General features: G+C 33.7%; 21 protein-coding genes and 1 pseudogene. 12 read left to right on the forward strand and 10 right to left on the reverse strand.

Annotated features, from left to right (window positions below; all coding sequences use genetic code 11):
* Nucleotides 1-11 precede the first annotated feature (11 nt).
* The 4 genes and pseudogenes from ASG22_RS06315 to ASG22_RS06330 form a co-directional block, all read right to left on the reverse strand.
* Nucleotides 12-644 carry a trimeric intracellular cation channel family protein gene (locus ASG22_RS06315; protein WP_055982213.1) on the reverse strand — a complete coding sequence of 211 codons (633 nt, stop codon included), beginning with the start codon at nt 642-644 and terminating at the stop codon, nt 12-14.
* A 41-nt stretch (nt 645-685) separates the two neighbouring features.
* Nucleotides 686-1041 (reverse strand): annotated as a pseudogene (locus ASG22_RS06320) (four helix bundle protein).
* Between the two features lie 43 nt (nt 1042-1084).
* A complete protein-coding gene (gene coaD, locus ASG22_RS06325; protein ID WP_055982215.1) occupies nt 1085-1543 on the reverse strand; it encodes a pantetheine-phosphate adenylyltransferase in 459 nt (152 codons plus the stop codon).
* Nucleotides 1544-1545: 2 nt separating this feature from the next.
* Nucleotides 1546-2538 (reverse strand): D-alanine--D-alanine ligase, encoded by a 993-nt coding sequence (locus ASG22_RS06330; RefSeq protein ID WP_055983438.1) that lies wholly within the window; start codon nt 2536-2538, stop codon nt 1546-1548.
* Between the two features lie 155 nt (nt 2539-2693).
* Between ASG22_RS06330 and ASG22_RS06335 the strand changes: the two genes are divergently transcribed.
* The 5 genes from ASG22_RS06335 (at nt 2694) to murI (ending at nt 8010) form a co-directional block, all read left to right on the forward strand.
* Complete coding sequence (locus tag ASG22_RS06335) at nt 2694-3791, forward strand: PASTA domain-containing protein (RefSeq protein ID WP_055982218.1); 1098 nt, start codon at nt 2694-2696, stop codon at nt 3789-3791.
* A gap of 72 nt (nt 3792-3863) precedes the next feature.
* Nucleotides 3864-4937 (forward strand): RluA family pseudouridine synthase, encoded by a 1074-nt coding sequence (locus ASG22_RS06340; RefSeq protein WP_055982221.1) that lies wholly within the window; start codon nt 3864-3866, stop codon nt 4935-4937.
* A 51-nt stretch (nt 4938-4988) separates the two neighbouring features.
* Nucleotides 4989-5939 (forward strand): type IX secretion system membrane protein PorP/SprF, encoded by a 951-nt coding sequence (locus ASG22_RS06345; RefSeq protein WP_055982224.1) that lies wholly within the window; start codon nt 4989-4991, stop codon nt 5937-5939.
* Nucleotides 5940-5989: 50 nt separating this feature from the next.
* Nucleotides 5990-7114, forward strand: coding sequence for a radical SAM family heme chaperone HemW (gene hemW / locus ASG22_RS06350; protein ID WP_082504959.1), 1125 nt, complete (start codon nt 5990-5992; stop codon nt 7112-7114).
* 65 nt (nt 7115-7179) lie between these two features.
* Nucleotides 7180-8010, forward strand: coding sequence for a glutamate racemase (gene murI / locus ASG22_RS06355; protein ID WP_055983442.1), 831 nt, complete (start codon nt 7180-7182; stop codon nt 8008-8010).
* A 41-nt stretch (nt 8011-8051) separates the two neighbouring features.
* Here murI and ASG22_RS06360 read toward each other — a convergent pair whose 3' ends face one another.
* From ASG22_RS06360 to ASG22_RS06380, 5 genes are all read right to left on the reverse strand, one after another.
* The gene (locus ASG22_RS06360; RefSeq protein WP_055982227.1) at nt 8052-8639 is read right to left on the reverse strand and encodes an RsmD family RNA methyltransferase; all 588 of its coding nucleotides are present in this window, start codon (nt 8637-8639) and stop codon (nt 8052-8054) included.
* Between the two features lie 68 nt (nt 8640-8707).
* Nucleotides 8708-9424, reverse strand: coding sequence for a DUF3822 family protein (locus ASG22_RS06365; RefSeq protein WP_055982230.1), 717 nt, complete (start codon nt 9422-9424; stop codon nt 8708-8710).
* 18 nt (nt 9425-9442) lie between these two features.
* The gene (locus tag ASG22_RS06370; protein WP_055982233.1) at nt 9443-9937 is read right to left on the reverse strand and encodes a Smr/MutS family protein; all 495 of its coding nucleotides are present in this window, start codon (nt 9935-9937) and stop codon (nt 9443-9445) included.
* Nucleotides 9938-9948: 11 nt separating this feature from the next.
* The gene (locus ASG22_RS06375; RefSeq protein WP_055982236.1) at nt 9949-10446 is read right to left on the reverse strand and encodes a metallophosphoesterase family protein; all 498 of its coding nucleotides are present in this window, start codon (nt 10444-10446) and stop codon (nt 9949-9951) included.
* A complete protein-coding gene (locus ASG22_RS06380) occupies nt 10446-10895 on the reverse strand; it encodes a hypothetical protein (RefSeq protein ID WP_055982239.1) in 450 nt (149 codons plus the stop codon). Before ASG22_RS06380 ends, ASG22_RS06375 begins: the two co-directional genes overlap by 1 nt.
* Nucleotides 10896-11435: 540 nt before the next feature.
* Here ASG22_RS06380 and ASG22_RS06390 point away from each other — a divergent pair.
* On the forward strand, nt 11436-12980 hold the full coding sequence (locus ASG22_RS06390; RefSeq protein ID WP_055982245.1) for a serine hydrolase: 1545 nt from the start codon (nt 11436-11438) through the stop codon (nt 12978-12980).
* Between the two features lie 62 nt (nt 12981-13042).
* On the opposite strand, the gene ASG22_RS06395 is transcribed toward ASG22_RS06390, so the two are convergent.
* Nucleotides 13043-13519, reverse strand: coding sequence for a SixA phosphatase family protein (locus ASG22_RS06395; protein ID WP_055982248.1), 477 nt, complete (start codon nt 13517-13519; stop codon nt 13043-13045).
* 113 nt (nt 13520-13632) lie between these two features.
* On the opposite strand from ASG22_RS06395, the gene ruvX reads away from it, so the two are divergent.
* From ruvX to ASG22_RS06425, 6 genes are all read left to right on the forward strand, one after another.
* On the forward strand, nt 13633-14049 hold the full coding sequence (gene ruvX, locus ASG22_RS06400) for a Holliday junction resolvase RuvX (RefSeq protein WP_055982251.1): 417 nt from the start codon (nt 13633-13635) through the stop codon (nt 14047-14049).
* Nucleotides 14046-14618, forward strand: a complete 573-nt coding sequence (gene def / locus ASG22_RS06405) for a peptide deformylase (protein ID WP_055982254.1) — start codon at nt 14046-14048, stop codon at nt 14616-14618. Before ruvX ends, def begins: the two co-directional genes overlap by 4 nt.
* A gap of 81 nt (nt 14619-14699) precedes the next feature.
* Nucleotides 14700-15260 (forward strand): DUF5606 domain-containing protein, encoded by a 561-nt coding sequence (locus tag ASG22_RS06410; RefSeq protein ID WP_055982257.1) that lies wholly within the window; start codon nt 14700-14702, stop codon nt 15258-15260.
* Nucleotides 15261-15469: 209 nt separating this feature from the next.
* On the forward strand, nt 15470-16237 hold the full coding sequence (mazG, locus tag ASG22_RS06415; RefSeq protein WP_055982260.1) for a nucleoside triphosphate pyrophosphohydrolase: 768 nt from the start codon (nt 15470-15472) through the stop codon (nt 16235-16237).
* A gap of 1 nt (nt 16238) precedes the next feature.
* The gene (locus ASG22_RS06420; RefSeq protein WP_055982262.1) at nt 16239-17312 is read left to right on the forward strand and encodes an FUSC family protein; all 1074 of its coding nucleotides are present in this window, start codon (nt 16239-16241) and stop codon (nt 17310-17312) included.
* Nucleotides 17313-17314: 2 nt separating this feature from the next.
* Complete coding sequence (locus ASG22_RS06425; RefSeq protein ID WP_055982264.1) at nt 17315-18187, forward strand: SdiA-regulated domain-containing protein; 873 nt, start codon at nt 17315-17317, stop codon at nt 18185-18187.
* Nucleotides 18188-18199: the final 12 nt, after the last annotated feature.

An 18199-nucleotide genomic window follows, 5' to 3' on the forward strand; every position in this document is an offset into this window, starting at 1 on the left:
TTAAAAAATAATTACATTTCATAGTCATTATTATACCCATAAAATTTGGGGATCTGCCAATGATACTTTACAGCTAATGTTCTAATGGCTACAATTAATAAAATGGTGAAAACCTGAATAATAGTATAAGAAAGTGTGGTAAATTTTGTCAAAAGCAAAAATATCGAGCCTCCAAAAATACAGGCTGTGGCGTAAATTTCTTTCCTGAAAATTAAAGGAATTCTGTTGAGCAGAATATCCCGGATAATCCCTCCGAAACAACCTGTAATTGTTCCTAAACCAATACATATTAAAGGATGAATATCGGCATGAAGTCCTTTCTGAACACCAATAATCGTAAACAGTCCCAATCCGAAACTGTCAAAAATAAATAAAGTTACCCTGAAATTTTTTTCAAAAGATTTAAAAATCATCGTGAAAATACTGGTCAGGATAATCAGAGCACACGTCAGAAGATCATGCATCCAAAAAACGGGAATGTCGAGTAAAAGGTCTCTTACAGTTCCTCCTCCCACAGAAGTTACAAAGGCAATAATCAATACTCCAAACGGATCAAGACGTTTCTGCATCGCCGCAAAACTTCCCGACATCGAAAAAGATATCGTTCCGAGAACTTCTATGGCAAAATTGAACTGTTCGTGCATATATGTATAAATAATGAGTAATGGATAATAAGTAATTAAAATTATGTTGATATATTTTGGGATAACTTAAATTTATACGACGTCATTACTTTAACCAACTCTTCACATTCTTGTTTTAAATGTAAAATTTTTTCTTGATTTACATATTCTAGTTCTTCAATTATTTCAAGCCATAATTGAGTCTCATCAATCTCCTCAACAACAATGCAGATTTTCGTTCTTTTTCGGATCGAGCTCTTGAAACTGCTCTGTAATTGGCAGCAACTGAAGTTGCAGATCTGATAATCTGTTTTCTGATTATTGAAAGATCGTCAGAATAGGGTAATGGAGATAATGATTTAATAACAGCAATAGAAAAATCTTTTGTTCTATTCTTAAATAATTGATTAAAATCCATAGTTGTAAAGATTACTCATTATCCATTACTTATTACTCATAAATTATACTCTTACAGCTTCGGGTACAAGTAATTCATATTCCCCGTTATGGTTAATAATTTCCCGTACTATGCTGCTGCTGATGAAAGATTTTCCGGATGAGGTGAGCAAAAATATTGTTTCCAGCTTTTTGTGAGCTAACGTTCTGTTAGTGTGGGCAATTGCTTTTTCAAACTCAAAGTCGGCAGGATTTCTCAATCCACGGAGGATGTACTGCGCATTTTTTTCAAAACAGTAATCAACCGTTAAACCTTCAAAATAATCAACTTCCACATTGGGGAATTCGGCAACAGAATTTTGGATGAATTCCATTCTTCGTTCCAGTGGAAACATATATTTTTTTTGAGAATTTTGTCCGATGGCAATGATTAATTTATCAAAAAGCGGTGCTGCTCTTTCGATAATATCATAGTGTCCTAGCGTGATAGGATCAAATGATCCCGGAAATACAGCAATTTTCATAATTACTTGTTTTTTTTGGATAAAGCTTTTTCAACCTCGTTGCCACAAAGGTCTGTAATGGAAATTCCGTAGATTTTTGCCTGTTGAGGAAGAATGCTTGCGGGTGAAAATCCCGGATTGGTGTTCATTTCCAGCATATAAGGTATACCATTCATTAAAATAAATTCACTTCTGGAAAAGCCACTCATTCCTAAAGAATTATAAGCTCTTTTTGAGATTTCCTCCACTCTGATTCTTGTTTCATCGTCTATTCTTGCTGGTGTAATTTCCTCAGAAGCACCTTCATATTTAGCTTCGTAATCGAAGAATTCATTTTGAGGAACGATTTCTGTAATTCCCAACACTATAGTTTCACCTTTGTAATCGATCACTCCAACGGAAACTTCCATTCCGTCAAGGAAACTTTCAATTAAAATTTCATCATCTTCTTTAAAAGCAACTTCTGTTGCAGCAAGTAATTCAGATTTTTCTTTAACTTTTGAAATTCCAAGTGAAGATCCTGATTGATTGGGCTTAACGAAAACCGGAAGTCCTAGATTTTCAATGATTTCATCAACATTAATATCTTCTCCTTTTCTTAGATAAACACTTTTTGCAGAAGGAATTCCGTATTTTGAAAGTACAGCTAATGTATCTTTTTTATTGAATGTAAGAGCACTTTGATAAAAATCACAACCGGTATATTTTTGTCCGATGGCGTCCCAATATGCCTGAAGAATTCCGTTTTCACCCGGCGTTCCGTGGATAATGTTAAAACAAACATCGAATTTCAGTGTTTGATTATTATCTAATGTTACTGAAAAATCTCCTTTGTTGATTTCGTATTTCGTATCATTTTCACCTAAAAAATACCACTCATCTTTAAGAATAACTACTTTATATACGTCGTAAAGTTCTCTGTCTAAAGAATCATAAATTAATTGTCCGCTTTTCAACGATACGACATATTCATCAGAATAGCCTCCCATCACTACGGCAACTTGTTTTTTGCTCATATCCATTTAGTATCAATTAAGGCAAATTTAATGATTTTATATAATGGATAACTGCAAATTTAGAAATTTTAAGCTCAAAAATGAAATGTGTTAAATAAAAAGGACATTCTAAAATTATTAATTATATTTGCTGTCTAATTATAGTCATTTTAAGTATGTTTAAATCACTTTTCAATTGGAAAGTTTTGCTGAACTTAGTCGTAGCCATCGGTGTTTTTGTGGGATTGGTTTGGCTTACATTTCGTTGGTTAGAATACCATACTAATCATGGTCAGGAAATTCCGGTTCCAAATATCGTTAATAAATCAGTACAGGAAGCTATCAAAATATTGGATGATACCGGATTGGATTATGAAGTGGACAGTCCTCAATATAACCCTAAATTCAGACCTTTTCAGGTTTTGCAGGTGTATCCGACTCCAGGTTCACGTGTGAAGGATGGAAGAGCTATTATATTAAAAGTTAATCCTAGAACGTGGGCAAGAGTAGAAGTTCCGGATGTTATCAATAAATATTCAGGGCTGGCTTTCCAAAGATTGGAACAGGTAGGATTGAAGGTTGGAGATACCATTTATGAGCCGAGCATTCAGAAAGATGCTGTATTGAGAATTTTATTTAAAGGGAATGAAGTAAAACCTAAAACTAAGCTGGCGAGATTCTCGGTAGTGGATGTTGTAATTGGTTCAGGACCGATGAGAAATATCTCAATTCCTAATGTAGTAGGGCTTACCGTAAAAGAAGCAAAAGCATTAATAGCAAGAAACATGTTTGAAATTGGGATTGTAGATCATGAAGACGGAGGTAAAGATGAATCTGATGTTATCTATTACCAGGATCCGGCTTCGGGAGATGTCCGGGATCAGGGAATGCAGATCGACCTCTGGGCAAGTAAAAAAACATTGGCTGAATTGAGTGCAAAAATTGCTGAATTGAATTCTGTTTACAGAATGAAGGTAGATACAGGCTTACCGCCTGTTCAGTATCAGGAAATTCCTGCTCACCAAGAACCGAATTATGATGCGCCGCCGCCACCTCCTGCTCCAAGAAGAGATGAGCAACGACCGCAAACACAACCGATGAAAACGGATGTAACGAAAACAACAACTGCGAAACCAACAGTTTCGGTAACTGAAAATAATAAACCTAAAACTACTACTTCTAATCAGGGTAGTAGTTCTGGTAATACTCCTGCTAAAACTGCAACACAAAAACCAGCAGAAAAGCCAAAAGCTAAAAAAGTGGTCGTAGAGTAAGACATTAATATATGGTAAAAAATACAGGCTTCAACTTTATTATGTTGAAGCCTTTTGTATAAAAATAAAATCATGACAGAAGATAACGAAGAGTTTTTGGATGAAGAATTAGTAGGCTCCAACAGTATTGACAATATTGATCTTGATGAAGAAAATAAAGGATTGTATGAGCATCTTAATATCACGGTAGACAAAAATCAGGAGCCGTTGAGAATTGATAAGTTCTTATTAATTCATCGTCATAATTCTTCAAGAAATAAAATTTCACAAACGTGCAGAGCAGGTAATGTGGTGGTAAACGGAGCGGCAGTTAAGCAAAACTACCGTGTAAAACCCGGAGATCAGGTTTCTGTATTATTGGCGCATCCTCCGAGGGAAAACGTGATTATTCCTCAGAATATTCCTATTAATATCGTCTATGAAGATGATGATCTTGTTGTGGTAGACAAGGATCCGGGAATGGTAGTTCATCCGGGATTTGGAAATTGGGACGGAACATTGGTAAATGCTTTAGCGTATCATTTCAATCAAAAAGGAGAGAAATCTGATCTCGACAGAGTCGGTTTGGTTCACAGAATTGATAAAGATACTTCCGGGCTTTTAGTAATCGCAAAAAATGAATATGCTCTAAGCTTTTTAGCGAAGCAGTTTTTTGACCGAAAAACCAAAAGATTATACTGGGCTTTTGTTTGGGGAAATGTGCAGGACGATGAAGGCACCATACGAGGACATATCGGTCGTCACCCTAAAAACAGGATGCAGATGCATACCTATGAAGACGGAAGTCAGGGAAAACACGCTGTAACACATTATAAAGTGTTGGAAAGATTTAAATATATGACTTGGGTTGAGTGTAAATTGGAGACAGGAAGAACACACCAAATCAGAGCTCACTTCAAACATATTGGTCATACACTGTTTAATGATGAAAGATATGAAGGTCATACGCCTCTTCGTGGAGTTAATCTTCCTAAGTATAAGCAGTTTATAAAAAATGTTTTTGAAATTTTGCCTAGACATGCGCTTCATGCACACACTTTAGGATTTATACATCCAACCACAAAGAAAGAATTGTATTTTGAGAGCCCAATGCCTAAAGATATGACGGATGCTGTAAAAAAATGGAGAAATTATTTAGAAAACTAAAAATATATTGAGAATTTTTTTATATTTGTTGAATTGAAATCAAGATTTGTTATGAGAAAACTATATGCTATCGTATGTTTAGCTCTTTTGTCAAATGCATACAAGGCACAAGAAACTTTACCGTACTATCAACAATATCTTTTGGATGGTGAGTTTCTGTTCAATCCTGCACAATACGGAAAAACTGATTATGTGCAGCTTAATCTTAACTATCAGCAGCAATTTTCAAAGTTCAGCGAATCCCCGAATGTACAATCTGTAGGGATTAATGCGAACATATTTGATAGAGTAGGAGCAGGAATCTCTGTATTCAGAGACAGCAACGGCCCTATTTCAGCTGGTGGTATTACGGCGGGAGCCTCATATTTTATTCCTCTTAGCAGTGAAGGAGACAGAAAAGACCAGTTCTCTTTCGGTACGAGTGTCAACTTTTATAATATGAATTTTGATTATTCAAAGATTAATACACAAGACGCTTCAGATCCACTATTACAGGGAAGCGAAAGTAATATTTTCATGGCATATGCCAACTTTGGGGTAGCTGCTACTTACAAAAATATCTTTGCAGGGGTATCTGTTAATGACATTGCATTGTCTAACGATGAAGCGATTGTAAACGGACGTGAGCCTTCTCCAATTAAGTTTTTCTTAAACTTAGGATATGACTGGCACGTGGGTGATAACATCTATTTCACACCATCTGCATTAATCAACCTTAATACGAATTCTACAAGAACAATCGATTATAACTTAATGGGTACGTTCTTTAACGATATTAATTCATTCTCTTTTGGAGTTAGCTACAGATCTGTTCAGAACAGATTCGACAGCCAGCAATTACAGATTGCACCGGTTGTAAAAGTAAGATTCAACAAATTCATGATTGGAGCTACTTATAACCTTGGATTGTCTGATATTCAGGAATATGGAGGAAACAGCTTCATGATCGGATTAGGATATAACTTCGATAACTTCATTAACCATAGAGGTTATAGATATTAATTGATTTAATTTAAATAAATTTGAGCTCTGAATTTTTCAGGGCTTTTTTTATGATTTATATTCACATTCCGTTTTGTAAACAAAAATGCAGCTATTGCAATTTCCACTTCTCCACTTCTTTAAATTTTAAAGATGAAATGTTGGCTGCAATGAAGAAAGAAATCTTTCTTAGAAAAGATGAACTGCAAAACAAAAACCTGCAGTCATTGTATTTTGGTGGCGGAACTCCGTCCATTCTTTCTCCTGATGAAATAAAATCTTTAATTGATGAGGTTTTAAAATACTTCAGTTTTGATACAAATATTGAAATTACCTTAGAAGCAAACCCCGATGACTTGGATAAAAACTTCTTAAAAGGATTATCAAATTCTCCAATTAATCGTTTGTCGATCGGAACTCAAAGTTTTTTTGAGGAAGATTTAAAACTAATGAATCGTGCGCATACTGCCAACGAAGCAGAAGATTCCATCAAGAGAGCTCAGGATTTTGGTTTTGAAAATTTAAGTATTGACTTAATTTACGGTTCACCAACTTCAAATTTAGAAATATGGAAGGAAAATTTGAATAAAACTATTGCACTGGAAGTTCCGCATATTTCTTCATATGCTCTAACTGTTGAACCAAAAACGGCGTTAGAAAACTGGATTGCTAAAGGAAAAGTAAAAAGCCCGAAAGAAGAAGAGCAAAATAGAGAGTTTTATTATTTGTCGGATTTCTTAAAAGATAACGGATTTGAACATTATGAAGTATCAAATTTTGCAAAACCGGGTTTTTATTCAAGGCATAATTCTTCATATTGGAAGTATAAAGAATATTTAGGAATCGGTCCATCCGCACATTCTTACAACGGTTTTGATGTCAGAAGCTGGAATATTGCGAATAATCAGCAATATATTAAAAAACTCCACTCTAATCTTTTAGCTAAAGAAGAAGAAATTCTCTCTCAAAATGATCAGTTCAACGAAATGATTATGATTGGTTTAAGAACAATATGGGGTGTTGATTTGAATAGTTTAAAAGAAAAATTTAATGATCGGTTTCTTGAACATTTTCAAAATGAAATTAAATCAAAACTGGAAGAAGAGATTTTAATAATAGAAAACAATCACCTGAAAATTCCGGAAAAACATTGGTTTATGGCAGATGGAATAGCCTCGGATTTGTTTATTGTGTAAAGTACGCATATTTGCATATTTTGCTATAAAATTCCTTATTTTTGTATAAAAATTTCAACTCAATTTTGAAAACTAAAAAACAAGATTATTCACATCTTTCACCCAAACAGCCTATCGGAATTTTTGATAGTGGGGTTGGAGGATTAACGGTTGCCAAAGAAATTAAAAGACTCCTTCCGCATGAGGATCTTATCTATTTTGGAGATACAAAACATCTTCCTTATGGTGAAAAATCTAAGGAAGCGATCATCGAATATTCTACAAAAATTACCAATTTTTTGTTGGAACAAAACTGTAAAGCTATCGTAATTGCCTGTAACACAGCAACGGCAAATGCTTTAAATGAAGTCATGCAGTCTGTTGGAGGAAAAGTTCCGGTAATAGACGTAATTAATCCTGTGGCTGAAAAAGTTTCTTATGAAATTCACAATAATGTTGGGGTTATTGCGACGAAAGCAACGGTAAATTCCGGTTTGTACAAGAAAAGCATCCGTAAGCATAATAAGTGGATCAAAGTGGATGAATTGGCAACGCCGCTGTTGGTTCCGGCTATTGAGGAAGGTTTTAAAAATCACCCGATTACGCATTCTATTATTTATAATTATCTGAGTAATAGTAAATTGAAAAATATTGAAACACTGATTTTGGGATGTACCCATTATCCGTTATTGATTGATGAAATAAAGCAGTATTATGGAAATAGAGTTCGTGTAATTGATTCTCCGAATATTGTAGCCAATCATCTGAAAATCATTTTGGATAAGTACCATCTTTTGAATGATCAGAATCCAAAACCGAATTATCATTTTTATCTTTCAGATTTAACCAAAAACTTCGAAAAGATCTCAAAAAAATTCTTCGGAAAAAGTATTGATTTAGAGTTTAAAGTGCTATAAAAGATTCATCAAATTTTTATAAATAACAAAAAAATCAGGAATTAAATTTCCTGATTCTCTATTTCTATATTTTCGGCTTTATTCGGTTCAAAAAAACTGAAACTCACATTTCCATATTTTCGGGTATCAATCAAATTTGGATGATCGAATTTCATTCTGCTTTGATGTTCCACAACCAATATTCCGTTTTCTTTTAAGTATTTATTATTTAAAACTAAAGAAATCAGTTCGTGGTATTTTTTTTCTTCCATTTCGAAAGGCGCATCAGAAAATACAATCTCAAAAGATTTTTTATTTCTGAATTTCTTCAACCAATCAAAAACATCGCCTCGCTGAACACTCACCTGTAAGCTAAAACCCAACTCAGAAGCTGTAGAATTTAAGAAACTTGTATGTTTCGGATTCATTTCTACCGAAGTCACATCCTTGCATCCTCTTGAAGCAAATTCAAAGGTAATCGAACCAATTCCTGCAAACAAATCAAGTACAGAAATCGACTGCATATCATACGTATTCTCCAAAATACTGAAGAGTGCCTCTTTTGCAAAATCCGTTGTCGGTCTTACATCAAAATTTTTCGGAGCGGCTATTTTCTTGGCTTTCCATTTGCCTGAGATTATTCTGTACATATTTGTTAGGTTTTAGATTGTAGATGATAGGTAGCAGGAACTAAAACCTGCCATCTCATTGCTGCAACCTAATTTAAAATAAAATTCTTAGTAGGAATATTATCGAATACAATTCTTAAATTCTTTACAAATTTTTGTAATTCTGAAATAAAGGTTTCATTTTCGGTAGTTTCACCATAAGCAAAAAAGCTGGTTTCATTGATTTTGAAATCAATTTTGCTTAATGTAAACATAATGAAATACAGAAAATCAACCTCAGAATTAACATCAAGATTATTGTATAAAATAATTTTTTTATTGTCTATAGCGAAAAACTCACATTGATTGTGATAAAGATTGATGTGAATTTCCTTATTATTCTTATTATTAATTGCATTTAAAAACTTCTCACCTGAAAAATTAAAATGAACGGGTAACGCCAATTCTTTAATCTTTTTATAGAAATTTTTTGGGAAAGTGTAATAAAACTGAATCTTGAATCTTTCGTTGATTGAAAGCATCAATTCTTCATTTTCCTTATCTACAGGCGCATTGAACGAGATAAGCTCAAATCCTGCTTCATGGTCTGAAAAACCTTCAGGCATCAGTGTAAAATGATTCAGCGCAGAAATAACATGAATTTCGTCAAATCTTTGTTTAATCAACACTTCATCCAGTTGAGTTTCAATGAAATTTTCCGGAGATTCTTCGTCTACAAAATAAGATTTTTCCTCCAAAATGCTTTTGTTCTTCGCAATCTGGTAGATTAATCCGTCTTTGGTAAAAAGTAAATTAAGTATATTCATAATCTGATTGATGCAAATTTAGTGAAATTCTACCATTACCGCACCCGATTGATGATGAAGTATTTCCTTATTATAAAAATCGAGATTCGTCTGGCTTTCCAAAACATCCAAAACCATTCTCTGCAAAACGCCGTCGCCAATTCCATGAACAATTTCCAATCTTTTAAGATGATTTTTTCTGCAAAATGAAATAACTTCCAGCAATTTTTCTTTTTGGATAAATAATCTTTCAAAACTATCATAATCATGCGGGTTTTTAACGAGGTTTTCAAAATGAAGATCTAAAACCAGCAGATTTTTATGATGTTTTTTGGAAATTACTTTTTTAGGTTCCACTTTTTCTACAACTTTAATATTTTCATATAAATCAGCATTTTTCGGAACTAATTTCTCTTTCTGATATTGATACGTAAATCCGTATTCATCTTTAAAAACCACAATATTTCCGTTGACCGAAGTCACGACTCCGCTCAAATCTTCATCTACCACAGAAACTTTATCGCCAATCTTCATTTTTATATTTCTTAAAATTTCGGTCCTAATTCGATAATTTCTAAATCCTTAATTTCCGTATCATCAATTACAAAACGCATCATTGTTCGCATTTTATGCCAGCCTTGTTTTCCGCAAGCTCCGGGATTGAGGTGTAGAAGATTATTTTTCTGATCAAACATCGCTTTCAGAATATGAGAATGTCCCGAAATAAATAATTTTGGAGCTTTTTCAGAGATTTCCTGTTTTGCCAACGGAGTATATTTGCCGGGATACCCACCAATATGAATCATCAAAACTTCCACATTTTCACAGAAAAAACGATTCACTTCAGGAAATTCAGAACGAATTTTTGAATTGTCGATATTTCCGTAAACGCCCTTTAAAGGTTTAATTTTTTCAAGCTGCTCAATGACATCGATACTTCCAAAATCTCCGCAATGCCAAATTTCATCTGCCTGTTGAGCATAGTCTAAAATTCGGTCATCGATATAGGAATGAGAATCGGAAAGGAGAAGGATTTTGGTCATTATCTCAAAGTTCTTTCAGTAATATTTTCGTCGTATTTATCTTTAAAGATCTGCACTCTTTCAGGATTCAGTTCACCTTCATTTGTTATTACTCTTTCTTTTAGAAGCCATTTGATTAGTTTTTCCATTCCTTTTCTGGAATTCATAAAGTTTAAAATTTTTGTAAAATCAGTTGATTCTATTTTTATTTTTTCAGTAATGAAATTTAAAACATAATAATCATCATCCTGATATTTTGGAGTTTCATTATCCATATATCTGTACATCAGAATTTCTTCATCATCTTTCATGGTGTAGAATGAATATTGTGCCATATTAATTTTTTCAGATTTTAAAATCTGTTTTCCATCAAGTAAGACTTTATCATCTTTAATTACGACTTCTTGAGATAAATAGAGATTGAAGCTTAATATTAATAAAAATACCGAAAGTGTTTTTTTTGTTGTCATTTCTTAGAGCTTAATTTTTTGCAAATATAGGTTTTGAAATCATTTTTTGTTGAGATTTGCAAACATCTTTAAGGTCAATTCATTTTCTGTAAGGTTTGAAATCACATGATTGCCATTTAGGCTTGCATTCATTGGTAATTGTATGTTTATTACAGAATCCGATATTTTTTTCCAATCGCCTTTTACTTTCTTAAATTTAAATTTAAGGCTTGTTTCTCCTGTATATCATCCGTTTTCAATCCAGTTTGCAATGAGTTTTCCATTTTTTTTAAGTTTAAAACTTAAATTCTTTTTATCTAAATGCTTACTTTTCTCAAAATTGGAACTTAAAAACCCTAATTTTTTAAATTTCCAAGCTTGAAATAGTAGAGGATTATCACTCCTATTTTGACTTTTAAATGTAATAGTTGTAAAAATTAATAATGATAAAATATGAATAAATCTTTTCATCCGAATAGTCGTATTTAAATCTAAAATAAACAATCTTTTTGAAATTAAATAGCTTATAATATTTATTAACTTTGAGAAATTTTAAAAAATATGAAGAAGAGATTTTCATTTTTCCTTTTTCTTTTAACGGTTGGCATTGCCAATGCGCAGGTTGAAGAAAAAAAACTGGATGAATTAGTTCAGAATACGTTAAAAACTTTCGACGTTCCGGGAATGTCTGTAGGAATCATTAAAGACGGAAAAATCATTTATTCTAAAGGTTTTGGCGTTCGTTCTTTAACTTCAAAACAGCCGATGGATGATAATACTTTAGTTGGAATTGCATCCAATTCAAAAGGTTTTACCTGTACGGCGCTTGCAATTTTAGCAGACGAAGGAAAATTGAATTGGGATGATAATGTTTCAAAATATATTCCTGAGTTTCAAATGTATGATCCATATATTTCTCAGAATGTTACTATTAAAGATCTGGTGACGCACAGAGCCGGACTTGGTTTGGGACAGGGAGATTTAATGTTTTTTCCTGAAGGCGGAAATATGACCGTGAATGATATTGTTCACAATGTAAGATATTTGAAGCCTGAAAATCCTTTCAGAACGACGTTGGATTATAATAATATTATGTTCATTGTTGCCGGAGAAGTAATTCACAGAGTTTCTGGTTTGAATTGGGCTGACTTTATCGAACAGAGAATTATGAAACCTGTCGGCATGACTTCAAGTTTTGGTAGTTACAACAGAGCAAAAGCAGTTGCCAATAAAATAGATGCTCACGCTCCGGTTGACGGAAAAGCAATTGCCGTTCCTCACGACTGGAATGAAACGGGAAATGCTGCCGGCGGAATTATGAGTAATATCAAAGATATGACAACTTGGGCAGAATTTCTGTTGAATAATTTCACGACAAAAGACGGTAAAAAATTAGTTTCAGATAAAAATGTTCAACAGCTTTGGAGTTTGCAGATTCCGAGTGGAGTTGCAGCGAAAAATCCTTACGATACAAGTTTCTACGGATACGGAATGGGTTGGTTTTTAAGTGATGTTAAGGGTCACAAGCAAATTCAGCACACAGGAGGATTGATCGGAACAGTAACACAATTTACGTTGATTCCTGACATGAAATTGGGGATTATAGTTTTAACGAATCAACAGTCAGGAGCAGCTTTTAATACAATTACAAATACCGTTAAAGATTCTTACTTAGGTGTGGCAGACAGAAATTGGCTGAAAAAATACGGTGAAAGAATGAAGAAAAATGACGAGTTTTTTGAAAAACAGAAAAAAGACGCTTTTGCAAAATCTGATGCTTTCAAAAAAGAGAAAAACCTTCAGCCAAAATCAGAACAATTTGTCGGAACTTACAATGACAAATGGTTCGGAGATATAGAGATTGCTCAACAGGGAACTACTTACAGAATTTCGTGTAAAAATTCGCCAAGATTAAAAGGAGAACTGCTGCCTTTCTCCAATAATTCTTTTATCATAAAATGGGACGACCGAAGCTACGATGCCGATGCCTACATTATTTTTGATTACGATGAAACTGGAAAAGCGCAATCTGCAAGTTTAAAACCAATTTCTGATGTTACCGACTTCAGTTTTGATTTTGACGATTTAGATTTAAAAAGAAAATAAAAAGTAAAGCTTCAACTTGTGTTGGAGCTTTTTTTATCGAAATCAGTCAAAGAAAAATTTTTTTAAATTTTCCCGGGATCATAGAAAAATAACAATTTCTTTTTTGCCCCTTCGAATTCCGACCACGAATTGCAATCGATTTCAAAACCTGCTACACCGCAAGTCGGAAAGTGGAAAATATCATCAGATATAGAATTTGCAAAATTGGATATTCCGTTATTGTGGGAAAAGAAAGCAACCGAAGTCACATGATCGTCAAGATCGTAAATTACTGATTCAAAATTGCTTTCTGAAGGGTGATAAAGTTTTTCATCTGTTGTAATATTCAGATTATACGCCTGATTGAAAATTTTACACGTATTAAGGGCACGAACCGCCGGGCTCGAGACAAAATAATCTATCGCAATATTATTGGTTTTCATAAAACGAGACATCTGCATGGCTTCCGTTAAGCCTCTATCTGCCAATGGTCTGTCGAAGTCCTCTGTTTCTTCGGGCCAGTCGCTTTTTGCATGTCTTACGAGGATGAGTTTCTTCATATTATAGCTTTTGGAAGATTAAAATTATAAAAAAAATAACGGAATAAAACATGATTTATAAAAAAAACTGTGGATTGAATAAAATCATTAAAATTTACTAAATTTGCAAACTTATGGGACAAGTACTTGCTATAGACTATGGAAAGGCACGTTGTGGCATTGCTGCAACCGATGATATGCAGATTATTGCAAGCGGACTAAATACTGTTTTGACTCCGGTTTTGGTAGACTTTTTGAAAAAATATTTTACTGAAAATAAAGTAGATGAAGTGGTGTTAGGGCTTCCCGTAGATTTGAAAGGAAAGATTTCCGAAATTGAAACAGATATTTTAAAGTTTATTGAAGTTTTTGAAAAAGAATTTCCGACTGTTAAAGTGAATCGTTTTGATGAAAGATTTACTTCCAAAATGGCTTCGTTTTTTATTTCCCAAAGCGGAAAAAGCAAAAAACAGAGACAGGAAAAAGGATTGATAGATAAAGTAAGTGCAACAATTATATTGCAGAATTTTTTAGAACAAAGAACAAGATGATTTTACCGATAAGAGCCTTTGGGGATCCTGTTTTGAGAAAAGTAGGTAAGGATATAGACAAAGATTATCCCGAATTACAGGAATTGATTGAGAACATGTTCGAGACAATGAATAGCGCAAACGGAATTGGATTGGCTGCACCGCAGATCGGTCTGGATATCCGTCTGTTTATCATTGATGTATCTCCTCTTGCTGATGACGAAGATTATGAAGATATTAAAGATGAATTGGCAGATTTCAAAAAAGTTTTCATTAACGCTAAAATTCTTGAAGAATCCGGTGAAGAGTGGAAATTCAATGAAGGATGTCTTTCTATTCCCGATGTGAGAGAAGATGTGAAGAGAAAAGGAACGATCTTAATTGAATATTATGACGAAAATTTTGTAAAACATACAGAAACTTTTTCCGATATTAGAGCCCGTGTAATTCAGCATGAGTATGATCATATTGAAGGCGTTTTATTTACCGACCATTTAAGTGCCTTGAAAAAGAAACTTGTGAAAGGGAAATTAACAAAAATTACACAAGGGGAAGTAAGCATCGGGTACAAGATGAGATTTCCAAAATAGATAAAAAACAAGGATTAGAAAATAAAAAATATTAAGCGCAAAAAGCCCACAGCCGATTGCAGAATTAAAAAAAATAAAATTATGCTGTTAGAAAAAATAATTTCAATTTCTGGTAAACCAGGACTTTTCAAGTTAGTTTCTCAATTAAGAAACGGATTTATTATCGAGGATGTTACTTCAAAGAAAAAAGTAAGTATCGGAAATTCTAGTCAAGTAAGTTTATTAGACAATATCGCAATGTTCACATTCGATAAAGAAGTTCCTTTGTTCGAAGTTTTTGAAAATATTGCTAAAAACTACGATTATAAAGAAGCGATTGCTCACAAATCAAGCGATGCTGAATTGAAAGAATTCATGACAGCTTCTCTTCCGAATTATGATACAGAGAGAGTTTATGCTTCTGATATTAAGAAATTAGCACAATGGTATAATATTTTGCATAAAGCAGGATATATCACTCCGGACAGCTTCGTAAAAGCAGAACCTGAAACTTTAGAAGGTGAGCCCGCACAAGAAGTAAGCTTAGAAAAAGAAGCTCCAAAAAAGTCGGCTCCAAAAGCAGATAAGCCGGTTGCTCCCAAAGCGAAAGCATCTTCTGGTGCAAAAGCAGCTACAAAAAGCACACACAGAAAAATGGGATAATTCATTTATCTGAATTTATAATATTAACCTCGTCAGAAATGATGAGGTTTTTTATTTTGATGAATTCCTTCTTTTTCCCAACCCTGAAGGGAGGAAGAAATTAGTGTAATTAAATCAATTTACTCCCTTCAGGGTTGGGGAAATAAATTGATTTTACGGCTCAAAACCTTATTTTATCCTTAAATTTGTATCACTTTGAATTCTCAATTATGAATACCAGACAGGAAAAACTAGAAGCTTTCGGAAGATTATTAGATATTATGGATGATTTGCGTGAAAAATGTCCGTGGGATCAAAAGCAGACCTTAGAATCGCTTCGTCATTTGACATTGGAAGAAACGTATGAACTTTCGGATGCTATTTTGCAAGGCGATTTACAGGAAATCAAAAAAGAATTGGGAGATGTTCTGCTTCATTTGGTTTTTTATGCAAAAATTGGTTCCGAGAAAGAAAGTTTTGATATTGCAGATGTTATTAATTCTTTAAATGAAAAATTAATTTTCCGTCACCCTCATATTTATGGCGACACTGAAGTGAAAGATGAAGAAGAGGTGAAGCAGAACTGGGAAAAATTAAAACTGAAAGAAGGAAACAAATCTATTTTGGGCGGGGTTCCGAAAAGCCTGCCAAGTCTGGTTAAAGCATATAGAATTCAGGATAAAGTAAAAGGAATTGGTTTCGAATTTCAAGATGCAGAAGATGCCTGGAAAAAAGTGGATGAAGAAATTCAGGAGTTTCATGAGGAAACAGATCCGGATAAAAAAGAACTGGAATTGGGAGACGTGTTTTTCTCTTTGATTAATTACGCAAGAATTTCAGGAATCAACCCTGATTCAGCCTTGGAAAGAACCAATATAAAATTCATTTCAAGATTTCAGAAAATGGAACAGCTTGCAGCTGAGGCAGATTTAAAATTAGGTGAAATGACTTTGGAAGAAATGGATATTCTTTGGGAAAAAGCAAAACGCTTACTGTAAAATGAAAGTACAAAATCCCAATCGTTTTCAATATTTGCTGGAATTTAAACAGACGAAAAGGAAATGGCATTTTCCTTTTTTGGCTGCGCTGTGTATCGGAAGTTGTTTGTTCATCGGATATTTTCTAGGAAAACCCAATTATGGTGCACTTTCGAGTTTGGGAGCTTTAACAATTTTATATTTAACATCGGCTCCGATTACCCAACGAATGGTGCATCTGGCAGTCTGCTCTTTTGGAATTATTTTTTCGTTTACGATCAGTTTATTTTTCAGTTTTAATATATACGTTGCCGGATTATCATTGGGAATTATCTCATTTTTAGCCCACTTTATTTCATCTTATTTCAGAATTCCCCCACCGGGAAATTTTTTCTTTATCATGGTTGCAGCGATGGCGAGCACCTATAAGTTTGATCTGGAATTAATTCCCACGAAAGTAGGGCTGGTAGCCATGGGGGCTATTTTGTCGTGTTCATTCGCTTTTCTGTATTCTGTTTTTATTGAAAAAAGTAAAGTGGTGACAGTTCCGAGAAGAAGCTTTAACAAAAGAAGATATACGAAGTTTGTAGAAAGCACGATCATCGGATTTTTTATGGCTTTGACTTTAATTATCGGTCATCTTTTGAAGTTCAATAACACGTATTGGATTTCCATTGCGGCAGTCGCGATCATTCAGGGGAGAAATTTTGAACATGTGCGACAGAGAAATATGCACAGGATTTTAGGTACTTTTATAGGAATAAGTTTTGCATGGCTGATTCTGTGGTTTGAACCCGAAAAGATAGTCATGATCGTTATCATCACAATTTTACAGTTTATTATTGAATTGCTGATTGTCAGAAATTATGGTTTTGCCGTAGCTTTCATTACACCACTGACAATTCTTCTGGCAGAAACCGGAAGCGACGTTCATCATAATGTTGAAAATTTGATGCATGCAAGAGTAATAGATACAGTAATTGGAAGTTTAATAGGTCTTACGGCGGGATTTTTCCTGTACCATCAGCGGATTATTAATAACTTAGAGAAAAATATAAGATATTCTTATTTTCAGTTTAAAAAATTAAAAAAATAAATATGTTGCGCATTGTTATTTTATCGGTATTTATGTTAGGAAGCTGCAATCCGAAAAGTCAGGATTCTGTAAAAAGTGATGAATTGAAAGTAGAATTTTCTTTACCGAAAAAACTAAAGGAAGTTTCAGGAATAACTTTGTCTAAAGATAAAAAAACAATCTGGGCGATAGAAGATCAGGGAAATAAAAATGTTATTTACGGATTAGATCAAAAAGGAAATCTTACTAATGATATTTTGGTAGAAAATGCCGAAAACCATGATTGGGAAGATATTACAGCAGATTCGCAGGGAAATATTTATATCGGGGATTTTGGAAATAATGATAACAACAGACAGAATCTTGCCATTTTAAAAGTGGATTTGAAAGATAATTCTCAAAAGTCAACGAAAGTTATTCAGACTACAAAATTCCATTATGAAGGACAGACAGAATTTCCGCCAAAGAAATCAAACTGGTTATATGATTGTGAAGCTTTTGTAGAGATGGACGGGAATTTTTATTTATTCACAAAAAATAGAAGTAAGGGTTTTGACGGAACTTTTTTAGTTTTTCAGATTCCAAATAAAGAAGGAGATTTTGAAGCAAAACTGGTAGGTAAATTAAAGCTTGATGGCGGTTACAGTGATGCCGCAATTACTTCTGCAACCATTAACAGTACAAAAGATAAAATTGTTTTGCTTAATCACAAAAATATTCAGGTGCTAACCGGATTTTCACCGAATGATTTCAGTACAACAAAAATTCAGAAAATTTCACTGAATCACAATTCTCAAAAAGAAGCAATTGTTTTTCTTGATGATAAAACATTGCTGATCGCCGATGAAAAGGATAAAAAAACAGGAGGTAATGTCTATAAATTTTCTTTAGAGTAAAAAGCAAATCCG

Source organism: Chryseobacterium sp. Leaf405 (genome assembly GCF_001425355.1).
In the GTDB taxonomy this organism is placed as follows: domain Bacteria; phylum Bacteroidota; class Bacteroidia; order Flavobacteriales; family Weeksellaceae; genus Chryseobacterium.